Annotated in this window: 15 protein-coding genes; 8 read left to right on the top strand and 7 right to left on the bottom strand. The window is 66.9% G+C overall.

What is annotated here, in order from left to right; all coding sequences use genetic code 11:
* Positions 1–77: 77 nt before the first annotated feature.
* Positions 78–668 carry a lytic transglycosylase domain-containing protein gene (locus GR316_RS04710; protein WP_211784878.1) on the top strand — a complete coding sequence of 197 codons (591 nt, stop codon included), beginning with the start codon at positions 78–80 and terminating at the stop codon, positions 666–668.
* Here GR316_RS04710 and serS read toward each other — a convergent pair whose 3' ends face one another.
* Complete coding sequence (gene serS / locus GR316_RS04705; protein WP_211784877.1) at positions 669–1,958, bottom strand: serine--tRNA ligase; 1,290 nt, start codon at positions 1,956–1,958, stop codon at positions 669–671. It lies immediately after the preceding gene.
* 182 nt (positions 1,959–2,140) lie between these two features.
* Here serS and yajC point away from each other — a divergent pair, with 182 nt between their 5' ends.
* From yajC to GR316_RS04670, 7 genes are all read left to right on the top strand, one after another.
* Positions 2,141–2,464 (top strand): preprotein translocase subunit YajC, encoded by a 324-nt coding sequence (gene yajC, locus GR316_RS04700; RefSeq protein WP_211784876.1) that lies wholly within the window; start codon positions 2,141–2,143, stop codon positions 2,462–2,464.
* A gap of 21 nt (positions 2,465–2,485) precedes the next feature.
* Entirely contained in the window at positions 2,486–4,153 is a 1,668-nt protein-coding gene (gene secD, locus GR316_RS04695; RefSeq protein WP_211784875.1) for a protein translocase subunit SecD, read from the top strand.
* A gap of 12 nt (positions 4,154–4,165) precedes the next feature.
* Positions 4,166–5,137, top strand: a complete 972-nt coding sequence (gene secF / locus GR316_RS04690; protein ID WP_211784874.1) for a protein translocase subunit SecF — start codon at positions 4,166–4,168, stop codon at positions 5,135–5,137.
* On the top strand, positions 5,137–5,499 hold the full coding sequence (locus tag GR316_RS04685) for an Mth938-like domain-containing protein (RefSeq protein WP_249218817.1): 363 nt from the start codon (positions 5,137–5,139) through the stop codon (positions 5,497–5,499). The genes secF and GR316_RS04685 overlap by 1 nt, the downstream gene beginning before the upstream one ends.
* Positions 5,500–5,531: 32 nt before the next feature.
* Entirely contained in the window at positions 5,532–6,587 is a 1,056-nt protein-coding gene (gene prfA / locus GR316_RS04680) for a peptide chain release factor 1 (protein WP_211785110.1), read from the top strand.
* Complete coding sequence (gene prmC / locus GR316_RS04675; protein WP_211784873.1) at positions 6,584–7,417, top strand: peptide chain release factor N(5)-glutamine methyltransferase; 834 nt, start codon at positions 6,584–6,586, stop codon at positions 7,415–7,417. The genes prfA and prmC overlap by 4 nt, the downstream gene beginning before the upstream one ends.
* A gap of 205 nt (positions 7,418–7,622) precedes the next feature.
* Positions 7,623–8,231, top strand: a complete 609-nt coding sequence (locus tag GR316_RS04670; RefSeq protein ID WP_211784872.1) for a DUF4167 domain-containing protein — start codon at positions 7,623–7,625, stop codon at positions 8,229–8,231.
* Positions 8,232–8,258: 27 nt separating this feature from the next.
* Here GR316_RS04670 and rsmA read toward each other — a convergent pair whose 3' ends face one another.
* From rsmA to lptF, 6 genes are read right to left on the bottom strand one after another with little or no spacing between them, the layout of a single operon-like run.
* Positions 8,259–9,107 carry a 16S rRNA (adenine(1518)-N(6)/adenine(1519)-N(6))-dimethyltransferase RsmA gene (gene rsmA / locus GR316_RS04665; protein WP_211784871.1) on the bottom strand — a complete coding sequence of 283 codons (849 nt, stop codon included), beginning with the start codon at positions 9,105–9,107 and terminating at the stop codon, positions 8,259–8,261.
* Positions 9,094–10,056 carry a 4-hydroxythreonine-4-phosphate dehydrogenase PdxA gene (gene pdxA / locus GR316_RS04660; RefSeq protein ID WP_211784870.1) on the bottom strand — a complete coding sequence of 321 codons (963 nt, stop codon included), beginning with the start codon at positions 10,054–10,056 and terminating at the stop codon, positions 9,094–9,096. The genes rsmA and pdxA overlap by 14 nt, the downstream gene beginning before the upstream one ends.
* Positions 10,053–11,252 carry a peptidylprolyl isomerase gene (locus GR316_RS04655; protein WP_211784869.1) on the bottom strand — a complete coding sequence of 400 codons (1,200 nt, stop codon included), beginning with the start codon at positions 11,250–11,252 and terminating at the stop codon, positions 10,053–10,055. Before GR316_RS04655 ends, pdxA begins: the two co-directional genes overlap by 4 nt.
* 28 nt (positions 11,253–11,280) lie before the next feature.
* Entirely contained in the window at positions 11,281–13,425 is a 2,145-nt protein-coding gene (locus tag GR316_RS04650) for an LPS-assembly protein LptD (protein ID WP_211784868.1), read from the bottom strand.
* On the bottom strand, positions 13,425–14,516 hold the full coding sequence (gene lptG, locus GR316_RS04645) for an LPS export ABC transporter permease LptG (RefSeq protein WP_211784867.1): 1,092 nt from the start codon (positions 14,514–14,516) through the stop codon (positions 13,425–13,427). The genes GR316_RS04650 and lptG overlap by 1 nt, the downstream gene beginning before the upstream one ends.
* A complete protein-coding gene (gene lptF, locus GR316_RS04640) occupies positions 14,513–15,604 on the bottom strand; it encodes an LPS export ABC transporter permease LptF (protein ID WP_211784866.1) in 1,092 nt (363 codons plus the stop codon). Before lptF ends, lptG begins: the two co-directional genes overlap by 4 nt.
* Between the last annotated feature and the right edge of the window lie 99 nt (positions 15,605–15,703).

Raw genomic sequence — 15,703 nt, 5'->3', positions numbered from 1 at the left:
TGCCCGGCACCGCCGCCGCACTGGCGCGGCATCCGATTTTCCGTATAGTGGCGCGCGGGACAGCGAAGGACGGACGCATGCGACACATCGCGCTTGCGGCAACACTCGTTGCTGCGATCACGCCCCCGGCCATGGCCGAGGGGATCTTCGGCAAATCGCCCGGTGCGGGGGTCTCGCGGCTCGGCTCGCAATTCGACGTGCTCGACAGTCGGGCGGCCACGCAATATTCCGCCTCGAGCCGTCTGCGCCCGCCCTCCGAGGCAGCCGAGGAGCAGGCCTCGACCCCGCGCTATAGCGGGAATTATCGCGGCCAATACCTCGCGACGGCCCGTGCGGCGGCGCAAAAGTACAACGTACCGGAGGATCTGTTCCTGCGCCTCGTGCAGCAGGAATCGGGCTGGAACCCGGCGGCGGTGTCGGTTCGGGGCGCGCGGGGGCTGGCGCAACTGATGCCCGACACGGCGCAGCTGATCGGGGTGGCCATCGACGATCCGGTGGCCAACCTCTATGGCGGCGCGCGCTATCTGCGGATGATGTATGACCGCTTCGGCGACTGGCGGCACGCGCTGGCCGCCTACAACGCCGGTCCCATGGCGGTGGAGCGTTACGGCGGGATCCCTCCCTATGCCGAAACGCAATCCTATGTGAAGATCATCGCGGGCGGCTGATCAGGCCAGCACACCCTCGGCGGTGATGCGGGTCTTGCCGCCGAGATAGGGATGCAGCACGGCCGGCAGGTCGACCGAGCCGTCTTCCTGCTGGCCATTCTCCAGCACGGCGATCAGGCAGCGGCCGACCGCGAGGCCCGAGCCGTTCAGCGTATGCACGAAATCGGGCTTGCCGCCTTCGGGGCGGAAGCGGGCGTTCATGCGGCGGGCCTGAAACGCGCCGCAGACCGAAACCGAGGAAATCTCGCGGTAGGTGTCCTGACCGGGCAGCCACACCTCCAGATCATGCGTCCGCGTCGCGCCGAATCCCATATCGCCGGTGCAGAGCACCATCACGCGGTAGGGCAGGCCCAGCTTTTGCAGAATCGCCTCGGCGCAGGCGGTCATGCGCTCGTGCTCCTCGGCGGATTGTTCGGGCGTGGTGATGGAGACCATCTCCACCTTCTCGAACTGATGCTGGCGCAGCATGCCGGCGGTGTCGCGCCCGGCGCTGCCCGCTTCGGAGCGGAAGCATTGGGTGTGGGCCGTCATGCGGATGGGAAGGGTTTCCCAATCGAGGATCTCCCCGGCGACGGTGTTCGTCAACGTCACCTCCGAGGTCGGGATCAGCCACCAGCCGTTCGTGGTCTGGTAGCTGTCCTCGGCGAATTTCGGAAGCTGGCCAGTGCCGAGCATCGCGTCGTCGCGCACGAGGACCGGGGTCCACATCTCCGTCAGGCCGTGTTCGTTCACATGTGTGTCAAGCATGAACTGCGCGAGGGCGCGGTGCAGCCGGGTGATCGCGCCCTTTAGGACGACGAACCGGCTTCCCGACAGCTTGGCCGCCGTCGCGAAATCCAGACCGGCCTGCGCGGCGGGAATCTCGTAATGCTCCTTGGCGGGGAAGGGCAGGGCGCGGGGCGTGCCCCAGCGGCGCAGTTCCACGTTGCCCTCTTCGTCCGCGCCGTCGGGCACATCGGCCAAGGGCAGGTTCGGGATGGTCAGTAAGAGATCGCGCAGACGGGCATCCTCCTGCGCGGCTTCCTCGTTCAGGCGGGCGATGTCGGCTTTCTTCTGTGCCACAAGGGCGCGCAGACGCTCGAACTCGGCCTCGTTGCCGGCGGCCTTGGCGGCGCCGACTTCCTTGCTGGCGCGGTTCTGTTCGGCCTGCGCGGTTTCGGCGGCGAGGATCTTGCCGCGCCGCGCCTCGTCGACGGCCAGCACCTGCGCCGACATCGGCTGCGCCCCACGACGCGACAGCGCCGCATCGAAGGCGGCGGGGTTTTCGCGGATGGCGCGGATGTCGTGCATGTCTCTGGCTCCCGGGTTCTTGGGTTCGCATCTGTCTATGCCTTATTGCGGCGGGGCGGGGAACCGTCAATCCGGGGCGCGCCCTGCGGTCGCGGGCCGCGCTTGCCATCGGATGGGGTGGCCATTAGGGTGCGCCACCGATGATAGTGGGGCCTTCCCCCAATCCCAGACGAGGATACCGCATGTTCGCCACCCCTGCCTTCGCCCAATCCGCCGCCGGCGGCGCTGCCGGCGCCCTGACCAGCTTCGTTCCGCTGATCCTGATCTTCGCGATCATGTACTTCCTGCTGATCCGTCCGCAGCAGAAGAAGGTGAAGGAACACCGCAACATGGTTCAACAGCTGCGCCGCGGCGATCAGGTCGTCACGCAAGGCGGCGTCATCGGCAAGGTCACCCATGTCGCCGAGGGCAACGAAGTCACGGTCGAGATCGCCGAAGGCGTCAAGGTGAAGGTCCTGCGCAGCACGATCGCGCAAGTCGTCTCCAAAACCGAACCCGTCGCCTGACCCTTTGACCCGGACCTGAAGATGCTGCAGATACCGCTGTGGAAACGGATCGTCATCTGGGGCATCTGCGCCCTGGCGGTCCTGTTCGCCATACCCAACGCCTTCTATGGCCGGGTCGAAACCCATAACGACGCCGCGGCCGCGGTGGAGGCGCAGGGCGGCACCGCCACGCCCGACCAGCAGGCCGCGATGGACGCTTGGCCCGATTGGATGCCCGCGTCGCTGATGAACCTCGGGCTCGACCTGCGGGGCGGCGCGCATCTTCTGGCCGAAGTCCGGCTGTCGGATGTCTATGCCGACCGCATCGACGCCCTCTGGCCCGAAATGCGCGACGCGCTGCGCGATGCGCGCAGCGAGGTCGGAAGCATCCGCCGCACCGCCTCCGATCCGGGGGTGCTGCGCATCCAGATGTCCGATGTCGCGGGCGCGGACCGGGCGCTGCAGATCGCGCGGGGCCTTGCCCAGCCGGTCCAGAGCCTGACCGCCACCGGCCAGAACGACATCGACGTGCAGCTGGACGGCGACACCCTCGTGATCCAACTTTCCGAGGCCGAGCGCAGCGCGACCGATCTGCGCACGATGCAACAGAGCCTCGAGATCATCCGCCGCCGCATCGACGAAGTCGGCACGCGCGAGCCGACGATCCAGCGTCAGGGCGACGACCGCATCCTGATCGAGGTTCCCGGCATCGGTTCCGCCGAAGAGCTGAAGGAGCTGATCGGCACCACCGCGCAGCTGACCTTCAACACCGTCGTCAACCGGACGACCGATGCGAACACCCCCGTCGATGCAGGGCAGGAGCTTCTGCCCTCCGAAGACGAGCAGGGCGTCTATTACGTGGTGCAGAGCACGCCCGTCGTCTCGGGCGAGGCGCTGGTCGATGCGCAGCCCGCCTTCGATCAGAACAACCGCCCGGCCGTGAACTTCCGCTTCAACGGCGCGGGGGGCCGCGTCTTCGGCGATTACACCGCGCAGAATATCGGCCGTCCCTTCGCCATCGTCCTCGACGATCAGGTGATCTCGGCCCCCGTCATCAACTCGGCCATTCCGGGCGGATCGGGGATCATCACCGGCAACTTCACGGTGGAGCAATCGACCCAGCTGGCCGTCCTGCTGCGCGCGGGCGCACTGCCCGCAGGCATGGACTTCCTTGAGGAACGGACCATCGGGCCGGAGCTTGGTCAGGACAGCATCGACGCGGGCCGCTTGGCCTCGGTCGTTGCGATGATCGCCGTGGTGGTGTTCATGGTCGCCTCCTATGGCTGGTTCGGGATGATGGCCAACGTCGCGCTGGCGGTGAACGTCATCGCCATCTTCGCGATCCTGTCGCTGATCGGGGCCACGTTGACGCTGCCGGGCATCGCCGGGATCGTGCTGACGATGGGGATGGCGGTCGATGCCAACGTGCTGATCTACGAGCGTGTCCGCGAAGAACTGCGCGCCGGCCGCAACGCCGTCCGCGCGCTCGACGAAGGGTTCCAGAAGGCGCTTTCGGCGATCGTGGATGCCAACATCACCACGCTGCTGACGGCGGTGATCATGTTCGCCATCGGCACGGGTTCGGTGCGCGGCTTCGCCGTCACGCTGGGAATCGGCATCATCACCTCGATGTTCACCTCGGTCTTCGTCACCCGGTCGCTGATCGCTACGTGGTATGCGTGGCGTCGGCCCAAGACCATCACCGTGTAAGGAAAGACGCGCATGGCCCTTCGTCTGAAGCTTGTCCCCTCTGTCACGAAGATCGACTTCTTCCGCTGGCAATGGGCGACGTTCGGCGCCTCTGTCGTGGCGATGATCCTGTCGGTGGTCCTTGTGCTGGTGATGGGGCTGAACTTCGGGATCGACTTCCGCGGCGGCACCACGATCCGCACCGAGTCGACCGAGCCGGTGGATGTCGGCGCCTATCGTCAGGCGCTGCAACCGCTGGGAATCGGCGATGTCATCATCACCGAGGTGTTCGATCCGTCCTTCGGCGCCGATCAGCATGTCGCCTCCATCCGGATCGAGGCGCAGGAAGGCGCCGAATCCGCCAGCCCCGAGACGATCAACCGCGTGGAGGATGCGCTGCGCGCCGTCGCCCCCTCCATCACCTTCCCGTCGGTGGAATCGGTGGGGCCGAAGGTCTCGGGTGAGTTGATCCGCTCGGCGGTGCTGGCCGTCGCGCTCGCTTCGCTCGGGATCGCGGTGTATATCTGGCTGCGCTTCGAATGGCAGTTCGCGCTGGGGACGATCATCGCATCGCTGCATGACGTGCTCGTCACGATCGGCATCTTCGCGCTGTTTCAGATCCGGTTCGACCTGACGACGGTGGCGGCGCTGCTGACCATCCTCGGCTATTCGGTGAACGATACGGTGGTCGTGTTCGACCGGCTGCGGGAGAACCTGCGCAAGTACAAGACGATGCCGCTGCGCGATGTCATGAACCTGTCGGTCAACGAAACGCTGAGCCGGACGGTGATGACGGTGGTGACGACGCTGATCGCGCTGATCGCGCTGCTGATCTTCGGCGGCGACGTGATCCGCGGCTTCGTGGCGGCGATTGCCTTCGGCGTGATCCTCGGGACGTATTCCTCGGTCTATATGGCCAAGAACCTCGTGCTCTGGATCGGCGTCAACCGCGATCCCAAGGCGCCGTCCAAAGCGGGCACCAAATTCGCGGATATCGACGCCTGATGCCGATGATGGAAGAAATCTCCTATCCCGAAGCGCAGCCGATCGACGGCTATGGTCCGGGCTTCTTCCGCCTTGCGGGGCAGAAGCTGGAGGGGATGATCCTCGTCTCGCCATGGAGCACGGTCGGCTGGGGCGGCTATGCCGATACGGCCGCGCCGCTGCTCTTGGCCGGGCGGATCGACGTGCTGTTCCTCGGCACGGGGGCCGAGATCGCCCATGCGCCCCGCGCCTTCCGCGAGGCGCTGGAGGAGGCCGGGATCGGCGTCGAGGTGATGAACACCCCCGCCGCCTGCCGCACCTACAACGTCCTTCTGTCCGAGGGGCGCCGCATCGCGGCGGCGCTGATACCTGTCGGCCCTTGACCGCCCGCCCGCCTTGCGCCATTCCCGCGCGCATGGTTCCGATGGACAAACTCGCCCAGATCACCCGCCGCTTCGAGTTTCTCGAGGCGAAGCTGTCCACGGGCGCGGCCCCCGCCGAGATTGCGGCCCTGTCGCGGGAATACGGCGATCTGAAGCCCGTCGTCACGCAGATCGAAGCCTATACCCGCGCGCTGGACGATCTGGCCGAAGCGCAGGCGATGCTGTCCGACCCCGAAATGCGCGCGCTGGCCGAGGATGAGATCCCGGCCCTGCGCGCCCGCATCCCCGAGATGGAACAGGCGCTGCGTCTTGCGCTGCTGCCCAAGGATGCGGCGGATGCGCGCCCCGCCATCCTCGAGATCCGCCCCGGCACCGGCGGCGAGGAAGCGGCGCTTTTCGCGGCCGATCTGCTGCGCATGTATCAGCGCCACGCCGAGGCGCAGGGCTGGACCTTCCAGATCATCGACCTTGCCGAGAGCGATCTTGGCGGCATCCGCGAAGTGACGGCGTTGGTGCAGGGCGAGGGGGTCTTCGCCCGCCTCAAATACGAATCCGGCGTCCACCGCGTTCAGCGCGTCCCCGAGACGGAGGCGGGCGGGCGTATCCACACCTCCGCCGCGACCGTCGCCGTCCTGCCGGAGGCCGAGGAGGTGGAGATCGACATCCCTGCCGCCGACATCCGCATCGACACGATGCGCGCCAGCGGCGCCGGCGGTCAGCACGTCAACACCACCGATTCCGCCGTTCGGATCACCCATCTTCCGACGGGCATCGTCGTGACCAGCTCCGAAAAATCGCAGCATCAGAACCGCGCCATCGCCCTTCAGGTCCTGCGCGCGCGCCTCTACGAGCTGGAGCGTGATCGCACGGATGCCGCCCGCGCCGCCGACCGCAAGGCGCAGGTCGGCTCCGGCGATCGAAGCGAACGCATCCGCACTTACAACTTCCCGCAGGGCCGGATGACGGATCACCGCATCAACCTCACGCTCTATGCGCTGGCGCAGATCATGGCGGGCGATCTGAACGAGGTGATCGACGCGCTGGTCGCGCATGATCAGGCCGCGCGTCTTGCCGAGATGGAGGCATGATCGTCGCCGATGCCCTGCGCCGCGGCGCAGCCGAACTGGCCGCTGCGGGCGTGCCGGAGGCGGGGCGCGATGCGCGTTGGCTGCTGGCGCATATGATGGGATACGCCCCGGACCGGCTGGTGCTGCATATGTCCGACGAGGTCGGCACCCATGCCATGGCGCGGTTCGAGGCGGCTCTGGCCGCCCGCTCGGCCCGCCAGCCGGTGGCCCAGATCGTGGGTGAGCGTCTGTTCTGGGGGCGGCGCTTCCGCATCACCCCCGAAGTGCTGGACCCGCGCCCCGAGACGGAGGCGCTGATCGCCCTCGCGCTGGAAGAGCCGTTCGGCACCCTGCTGGACCTTGGCACCGGCAGTGGCGCGATCGCGCTGACGTTGATGGCCGAAACGGGGGCGGAGACCACCGCGACCGATCTGTCGCCGGGGGCGCTAGCCGTCGCGGGGGAAAACGCCGCGCGCCTTGGGCTGCGGCCGCTGTTCGTGCTGTCGGATTGGTTTGCTTCGGTCGAGGGGCGTTTCGCGCTCATCGTCTCGAACCCGCCCTATATCACCGAGGCGGAGATGGACGACCTTTCCCCCGAGGTGCGGGAGTGGGAGCCGCATCTGGCGCTGACGCCGGGGGGCGACGGTCTTGATGCCTATCGCGCCATCGCTGCGGGCGCGCGGGATCACCTTTTGCCCGGTGGCCGTCTTCTTCTGGAGATCGGGGCGACGCAAGGCGCGGCGGTGGCGGCGCTTCTGCGCGAGGCAGGCCTTGACGCGGTGCGCGTTCATCCCGACATGGAGGGCAGGGATCGGGTCGTTGCAGCCCGCGCGCCGGCCAAAACCGGCTGAAACACGCGAAAATGCAACTTATAGGCAAAGAAGCACTTGCCAGATCGTTTTCTGAGTGGTTATTGGACCTCACGCGGAGGGCAAGCTGGTAGCAGCGCCCGCGCGGTCCCGCCGATGCAGCATCACGCGGTTCGCCCCAAACGGAAGGGCGACAGTGCATGCGGATCACGTCAGGCAAGGCCAAGTATTCGGATACAAGGACACCATGAGATCCTCTAAGTCCCGTTCGCGTTCGAAATCGAACCGTCCGCGCCCGCTGGGCAACATCATCAACCGCGTGTTCGACAGCTCCGGCCCCGAGGGCAAGGTGCGTGGCACGCCGCAGCAGATCATCGAGAAGTATCATGTGCTTGCGCGTGATGCCCAATTGTCGAACGATCGTGTGGCGGCCGAGGCCTTCTTGCAGCATGCCGAGCATTACACCCGCATGCTGAGCGAAGCGCAGCGCGAGATGGCCGCCGAGCAGGAGGCCCGTCAGCAGCATCACGCGCAGAACCAGCAGCATCACAACCAGCGCCGCGATGACCGCGACGCCCCGCGCCGCGACCGCGAGGATGACCGCCAAGATCGGCGGGAACCCGAGGTGACGGCCGAGCCCGTGGCCGACGTTCCGGTCGACGCCCCGGCCGAGCAGCCGAGCCTCGATCTGACCGCCGAAGAGCTTGCGCCGCCCGCCGCCGAAAAGCCGCGCCGCGCCCGTGCCCCGCGCGCCCCGAAGCCCGAGGGTGAGGCCCCCCGCCGCGCCAACACGCGCCGGCCGCGCAAGAAGGCCGATGAGGGCGCCGACCCCGAGCCGCGCCAAGCCGTCGAATGAGAAAAGCCGCCCCTCGGGGCGGCTTTTTCATGATCCGTTCGCGGCGATTTCGCGGGCCAGGGCGCAGAACCCCTCGAGGGAGATTTCCTCCGCCCGCGCCGTCGGCTCGATGCCCGCGGCGCGCAGCCGATCCTCGATATCCGGCGCGACCCCTTTCAGCGAAGAGCGCAGCATCTTGCGGCGTTGATTGAAGCCCGCCGCCGTAAGACGCGACAGGATCGCCGCATCCGCCGGATACCGGGGCGCATCGAGCCGCTTCAGATGCACGACCGAGGAATGGATCTTCGGCGGCGGGGTGAACGCCTCGGGCGGCAGGGTCAGCACGATGCGCGCATCGGTGCGCCATTGCGCCAGCAGCGCGAGGCGGCCATAGGCCTTCGATCCGGGCTTGGCCACGATCCGTTCCGCCACTTCCTTCTGGAACATCAGCGTCAGGCTGTCCCAGAAGGGCGGCCATGCCTGCGGCGTCAGCCAGCGGACCAGAAGCTCCGTCCCGACATTGTAGGGCAGGTTCGCCACGATGCGGATCGGCGCCGTCAGCCGGTCGGTTGGGTCGATCGTCAGCGCATCGGCGTTGATCACCTCCAGCCGTCCGGGATAGGCGGCCGAAATCTCCTCCAGCGCCGGAAGGCAGCGGGGGTCCTTCTCGATCGCAAGGACGCGGCGCGCCCCTTCGGCCAGCAACCCGCGGGTCAGACCGCCGGGGCCGGGGCCGACCTCGATCACGTCGCAGCCCGACAGATCCCCGGCCATGCGGGCGATCTTTGCCGTCAGGTTCAGATCCAGCAGGAAGTTCTGACCCAGCTGCTTCTTCGCCACCAGATCGTGGACGCGGATCACCTCCCGCAGGGGGGGCAGGCCGTCAATCGTGGACACGGGCGGCCCCCATCTCTGCGGCCATGCGAAGCGCGGCGATCAGGCTTGAAGGATTGGCGGTGCCGGAGCCCGCGATGTCGAACGCGGTCCCATGATCGGGGGAGGTGCGGATGAAGGGCAGGCCCAAGGTGATATTCACCCCTTCGTCAAAGGCGATTGTCTTGATCGGGATGAGTGCCTGATCGTGATACATGCACAGCGCCGCATCAAAGCGGGCGCGTGCGGCGGGGTGGAACATCGTGTCGGCGGGCAAGGGGCCGTCCAGTTGCAGCCCTTCGCGGCCGAGCCGTTCCATCACCTCGGCGATCATCGTCTCCTCGGTGCCCATCGTGCCGCCTTCGCCCGCATGGGGATTGAGGCCCGAGACGGCGATGCGCGGCGCGGCAATGCCGAAATCGCGGATCAGGCCGGCATGGGTGATGCGCAGCGTCGCCTCCAGCAGATCGGGCGTCAGCGCGGCCGGCACCTCGGCCAGAGGGATGTGGATGGTGACCGGCACGACGCGCAACTGCGGCGCGGCGAGCATCATCACCACACGCTCCACCCCCGCCAGTGCGGCAAGGTATTCGGTATGCCCCGGATAGGCGAAATTCGCCCCGTCCTTCAGCGCCTTCTTCGAGATCGGCGCGGTGCAGATCGCGGAAACCACGCCCGCCTGCGCAAGATCGACGGCGCGGGCGATCACGTCGATCACACCGCGCGCATTGGCCGGGTCGGGGCGGCCCGGTTCGGCGGGGGCCGCGAAGGTATGGGGCAGGACGGGCAGGCGGTCTGCGGGCACGGCCAGCGTCTCGGCCGGATCGGCGATCGGGGCGATGGGGCCGGGCACATGACGCGGATCGCCGATCAGAAAGAACGGCAGCGCCCGACCAAGCGCCGCCCGCGCCTTCACCGCCAGTTCCGGCCCGATGCCCGACGGCTCCCCACAGGTGAGGGCGACAGGCGTCACGGCTTGCGGATGATGGCGTTGTCGCGCAGCTGCGCGAGATAGACATCCGCCAGCGAGGACAGTTCTTGGTTCATAAGCTGCGCGCGGATCTGATCGCGCGATACCGGATCGTCCTGAATCGGGCTGCGGGTGCAGACCATGGCCAGCATCTCGGCCCCGCCACGGTTCAGGATGACGCTTTCGGCGTTATCGAGTTGCGACAGCGGCTGCGCCAGATCGGCGGGCAGCTGTGCCACGGGTACCGTCTGACGCTGCAACGCCTCGGGCGCGGTAGCGCGTGCGGCGGCATAGAGATCGTCGCAGGTGTCGGCCCGCGCCTGAATCTGCGCCAGCCGTCCGGCGGTGTCCGGCGCGGCGGGCAGCGTGAAGGTCGCGTAATCGATCTGCATCGGCGCCTGTGTGGGCGCGGTTTCGGTGATGTCGCGCAGTTGGAACAGGGCCACGGCGTTCGGGATTTCCAGCGGCTGCGTCACCTGTCCCGGCTCCAGCGCGAGGAAGACCGAGCGCAGGGCGGGCGGCAGCTTCGACACCGGGGTCCAATCGATCGCGCCGCCATTGGGCGCGGACGGCGAGGCCGAGTACTGCCGCGCGAATTCGGCGAAGCTCTCGCCCGCGCCGACGCGCGTTGCAATATCCTCGGCCGCGCGCAGGGCCTGCGTCTCTTGGCCCGGAGGGGCGGGCAGGATCAGTTCGGACAGCAGCAGGCTGACATTGGCCGAGGTGCCCGACGCCTCCACGGCGCGGTCGATATCGGCGTCGTTGATCGTGATCGTGCCCGAATAGCGTTGCTGCACGACCTGCCGCCACAGGATCCCGGCGGTCACGAAATCGCGGAACGTCTCGCGGGCGACGCCATTCGCTTCGAGCTGCGCGATGAATTGATCGGCGTCGAGATTGGCGCGCTGCGCGAATTCTTGCATCCCTTGTTCGATCTGGGCGTCCTGTGCCGTGATGCCGGCCTGACGGGCGGCCTCTTCGCGCAGGCGATCTTCGATCAGCCCATCCAGCGCCACCTTCGACACATCCCCCGGCGCACGCAGCAGCGTCAGGAACTGGATGCGCTGCTGCACCTCCCAGCCGGTGATGGCGTGGCCGTTGACGATCACCTGCGGCGCGAACAGCCCCTGCGCGGGTGCGGGGGCCGCCAGCATCAACGACAGAGCGATGGCGAGGGGAAGGGAGGTGAGGCGGGTCATGAACTACTCTCTCGTCTCTGTTCCGGGATCAGCGGCTGCAGGTGCCCGCGGTGCCGGGCGTCTTGCCGCTGCCGAAGCCCAGAAGATCGACCGAAACTCCGAAATCGGTGCTGGGCGTCACACTATCCGAGGATGAATACCGGCGCGAGAGGGAAAGATCCATCGACAGGCACTCGTTGCGGAACTCCAGCCCCACGCCTGCGCGCGAGGTGCGGTCCGCCTCGAAATCGTAGCGGGTGGAGACGCGGGCCGCCCAGCGGTCCGACACCTCGTAGCGCGTGCTCATCAGCACTTCGGACAAAGGATCGTCGCGGTCCTCGTCCTCATCCGCCAGAACGTGGACATAGCTCGCGGTCACATCGAAACGCTGCATGTCGAGGTCCATTCGAAGCTCGGCCTTCGTGACCTCCAGATCATCGTCGAAGAGGGCGCGGTTCGTCAGGATCAGCCCGTCCTGCAACGTGACCTGCAACGCGGCGAGCCAATCACTCTTTTGCCCCTGCAGGCCGGAGGCGTTGGAGAATTGACCGAGATCGCGCTGACGGATCACCCGGCCCACCGTGGTGCCCAGCGTCCAACCCGCCGGGTCGATCCGGGTATAGGTCATGCCGAGGTTCAGGTGGATGCCTTCCTCCACCCCGTCGCTGCCCGAGAAGCGATCGAGCGAGAAGAGGTTGGATTCGTCGAACTCGACAAGGGTGCTGTCCTCGTTCGGGATATCCCCCACATCGTCTTGCGAGACGACGAGCTGGCCGACCGGTTCCAGCACATGGCTGACGCCGTTCGCGCTGGCCTTCACCAGCGGCCAGCGCAGTTCCACCGCCGCCGTGCCGTAGCTGCGGGTGGTGGTGCCGGCATATTCGAGATCCTGATCGATGTTGTAGAAATCGGTCGTGAACTGGCCGATCGCGGTGCCCACGACGCCGGCCGGCAGGATCCAGTTGCGCCGCCAATCCAGCCGGATCGACGCGCGCTGCGTGTCGCGGCCATCGGCGTCGTCGTCATCGTCGTCATCGGTATCATAGGGGATGGAGGAGGTCCGCTCGGCCCCATAGACCTGAAAGCGCAGTCCGGCCTCGCCGCCCAGCGGCCCGCCGGTGAAGCGCCGGTGGAACGTCCCCGTCCCGACCAGCGAGGGGATGGTGGAATTCGTCTCTCCGTCGCGGGTGGTGTGGAAGTTCAGGACACGGCCCGAGATGTATTCGTTGCGGCGGGTGCGCGTGATCTCCACGCTGCTTTCCAGCCGGTCCCGCTCTTCCAGCCCGTAATCATAGAAATAGGCCGAATCCGACACCGTATCGACGCGCAGCTTCAGCGTGTAATCCTGCGGCAGGGTGAACTCACCCGTCGCAAAGACATATCCGCGCGTTTCCCCTGGCAGGGATTCGTCGCGCGACATGGCGCCGTTCACCTCGATCCAGCCCGAATTGAACGCCTGACGGTAGCGCAGATCAAGCGACCGCGTGCTCTTGCTGGAGACATAGGGCGTCAGCGTCAGATCGCGCGTCTCGCCCAAGGGGAAGAAGTAGGGCAGCTTCAGCCCCGTTCCGAAATCGGAGGTGGTGCGCACGGACGGTGTCAGGATGCCGCGCATCCGTTCCACCGTCGGGTCGGGCATCCGCAGGCGCGGGATGTAGAAGATCGGCGTGTCGAACATGCGCAGCTGCGCGTTCTGGAAATAGATCTGCCGCGTCTCTTCGTCGTGGATGATCTCGTCGGCGCGGATTTCCCACAGGGGGACGGGGTTGGAGGCGCAGACCTTGCAGGACGAGGCCACCGATTTGCCCAGCCGGGTGTAGCGGTCGCCGATGCGGTTGATCTCGGTCGAGGCGAGCTGCAACTGCTGCGCCAGCACCAGCCGGGCCGAGCGCAGAACGCCGTCGCGCATATCGCCCGAAAGCTCGGCCTGATCGGCCAGCACGACATTGCCCTTGCCGTCGTCGAGGGTCAGCGGCCCTTCGATCGACAGGCTGTCATTGCCCTTGTCGTAGCGCACGCTGCGGGCGCGCAGGCGCTGACCCTGATAGAAGATCTCCACGTTGCCGGTGGCCGTCAGCACCCGGTCATCGGTGATCCGAAGGCCATCGGCGACCAGCGTGGCCTGATCCTGATCCTGCGCGATGGCGGGAAGGGTCGAAAGGGCAAGCGCGAACAGGGCGGCGCGGAAACGCATCAGCCATCCTCCAGATGCAGCAGCAGCCCGATCGAGGCCAGAACGGTCGCAACGGGCGGGGTCCATGCGGCCAGAAGGACGGGGATCTGGCCATTATCCCCAAGAACTTGCGCGAAGCTGCGCAGGAAGAAGGCCCCGAAGGCCAGCAGAAGTGCGAACATCACCTTCGGTCCGGTGCGCCCAAGCCGTGCATGCCGCATGGTGAAGGCCGCCGCAATGAGCACCATTGCCGCAAGGAAGACGGGAAGGGCAAGCTCGCTCTGAAGCCAGACGCGATGCTCGCGCGCTTGGAAGCCCGCCTCCTCGAGGCCGCGGATATAGCGGGGCAGATCCCAGATGGAGATTTCCGTGGGGTCGCGGAAGCCGTCGCGGATCGTGTCGGGCGTCAGGGTGGAGGGCAGGGTGAAGCTGTCCATCACACGGGCGTCGGCCTCGGGGTTGGGATCGGAGAGATCCCAGATCTTGGCTTCCGTCAGGTTCCACGCGCCCTGATCCAGCACGGCCCGCGATGCGGCGATCCGCTGGGCCAGCGCGCCATCGGCGTCGAAGGTCAGGATGGTGACGCCGGTCAGGGCAGTGCCGTCGGTGTTGGTGCGCTGCGCCCGGATCACGGTCTGCCCCTCCGAGCCGCCCTGCCGCAGCCACAGCCCCTCGGCCGAGACGGAGAGCACTTGGGCCGAGCCGTGGCGCAGCTGGGCCGACAGCGTTTCATAGCGGTTGGACGTGGCCGCCGCGATCGGGTTCAGCACCGCGACGAGGACGATGCCCAGCAGCAGCGTCGTGACCACGGGCGCGGCCAGAAACCGCAGCGCCGAGCGTCCCGCCGCCCGCACCACCACCAGTTCGGACGACCGGGCAAGCCCAAGGAACAGCGCGATCGCGCCAAGCGCGAGGATCAGCGGCAGGATCGTGTAGATGTTGGCGGGCACATGCAGAAGCGACAGTTCCGCTGCGCGCCGCAGGCCGATCTGCCCCGAAAAGCGGCGCAGCTGATCCAGCATGTCGATCAGCATCAGGATCGCGAAGAAGATGAGGAAGATCCGCGCGGTCATCCGCAGAAAGCGGCGCGCGACGTAAAGGCTGAGGATCATCGGGCAAGCCTCCTCGGGCGCTGCGACCAGACAAGGAGCACGGCGCCGATTGCGCAGCCCGCGATCGGCGCGGCATAGGCGAGCGGCCAGCCCACCGTCGGCCCGGCGGAACTTGCGACGGTGTTGATCATCTGCACGACGATCAGCAGCACGATCGCCACCGCGATCTGCCGCCAAAGACCGAAGCGGCTGAACCCGCCCATCAGCAGCGCGGCAAAACCGATCAGGCTGGCGGCAAGCCCGAGGAAGGGCTGACCCAGACGGTCATGCCCCTCGAACACCATCTCGGCCCGGTCGGAGCGCGTCTCCTCGGCCAAGGCATCAGTCGGGTGTAGAAGCTCGATCGTGGACAGCTCGTTCATGCGGCGGGCGCTGCGTTTGGCGGGGGACAGCATCGCCCCGATGTCATAGGTGAAATCGGCAAAGCGCGTCACGGCAAGGCGGCCATTTTCAAGCGTCTGGGCCATGCCGTCGATCATCACCAGCTTCGGCCCGCTGTCGGCGCGCACCAGATAGGCCTGCCCGGCGGTGTAGGTGACTTGGCTCGGCCCACGCGAATCCTGCAGGAACAGGCCGCCGATCTCGCCATTCGGGCCGATCTCGCGGATGAACAGCGTCAGGCCGTCCGCCGGATGCAGGAACTCGCCATCCCGGATGAATTGCGCGGCCAGCGAATCCTGCACCTCGGCGGTGCGGTCGGCCAGCATCGTGCGGCTGAGGGGGACGAGGATGTTCATCAGAATCAGCATCATCGCCGCCACGAACAGCCCGAAGAACACGACCGGACGCGCCAGCCGGAACGACGAAAAGCCGGTGGCCTGCATCACCACGAGTTCGGATTCCGCGGTGAGGCGGTTCACGACATAGACCGTGGCCACGAAGGCCGAGATCGGCAGCACCAGCCGGATCACGTTGGGAAGGGTCAGCAACGAGAACTCGAGGAACACCAGCGCCGACTGTCCGTCCCCGATCAGGTCGTCGAACAGGCCTACTGCGCTGTTGATCCAATACACGGCAACGAGGATCAGCGAGAAGAAGCCGAACAGCTGGAGGAGTTGCGACAGCATGTACCTGTCGAATCTTGCCACGGCTGCCCTCACGTTTCTTATGCCTTTGTCCCGAAGCTAGACCATCCGCGCGGCGGGGAAAACTGCTATCTGGTCATCCGCCGGGGTGCGCGATACCGT

Origin of the sequence: Falsirhodobacter algicola, assembly GCF_018279165.1 — a bacterium.
Classification (GTDB): domain Bacteria; phylum Pseudomonadota; class Alphaproteobacteria; order Rhodobacterales; family Rhodobacteraceae; genus Falsirhodobacter; species Falsirhodobacter algicola.
The sequence above is the reverse complement of the archived record's forward strand: the minus strand, read 5'-3'. Positions and strand labels throughout refer to the sequence as shown.

Coding starts and splice junctions, on each gene's coding strand:
- secD (WP_211784875.1), top strand. CDS start 2,486: ATGCTGCAGATACCGCTGTGGAAACGGATCGTCATCTGGGGCATCTGC.
- lptG (WP_211784867.1), bottom strand. CDS start 14,516: ATGATCCTCAGCCTTTACGTCGCGCGCCGCTTTCTGCGGATGACCGCG.
- serS (WP_211784877.1), bottom strand. CDS start 1,958: ATGCACGACATCCGCGCCATCCGCGAAAACCCCGCCGCCTTCGATGCG.
- GR316_RS04710 (WP_211784878.1), top strand. CDS start 78: ATGCGACACATCGCGCTTGCGGCAACACTCGTTGCTGCGATCACGCCC.
- yajC (WP_211784876.1), top strand. CDS start 2,141: ATGTTCGCCACCCCTGCCTTCGCCCAATCCGCCGCCGGCGGCGCTGCC.
- prmC (WP_211784873.1), top strand. CDS start 6,584: ATGATCGTCGCCGATGCCCTGCGCCGCGGCGCAGCCGAACTGGCCGCT.
- GR316_RS04650 (WP_211784868.1), bottom strand. CDS start 13,425: ATGCGTTTCCGCGCCGCCCTGTTCGCGCTTGCCCTTTCGACCCTTCCC.
- GR316_RS04655 (WP_211784869.1), bottom strand. CDS start 11,252: ATGACCCGCCTCACCTCCCTTCCCCTCGCCATCGCTCTGTCGTTGATG.
- GR316_RS04685 (WP_249218817.1), top strand. CDS start 5,137: ATGCCGATGATGGAAGAAATCTCCTATCCCGAAGCGCAGCCGATCGAC.
- secF (WP_211784874.1), top strand. CDS start 4,166: ATGGCCCTTCGTCTGAAGCTTGTCCCCTCTGTCACGAAGATCGACTTC.
- prfA (WP_211785110.1), top strand. CDS start 5,532: ATGGTTCCGATGGACAAACTCGCCCAGATCACCCGCCGCTTCGAGTTT.
- GR316_RS04670 (WP_211784872.1), top strand. CDS start 7,623: ATGAGATCCTCTAAGTCCCGTTCGCGTTCGAAATCGAACCGTCCGCGC.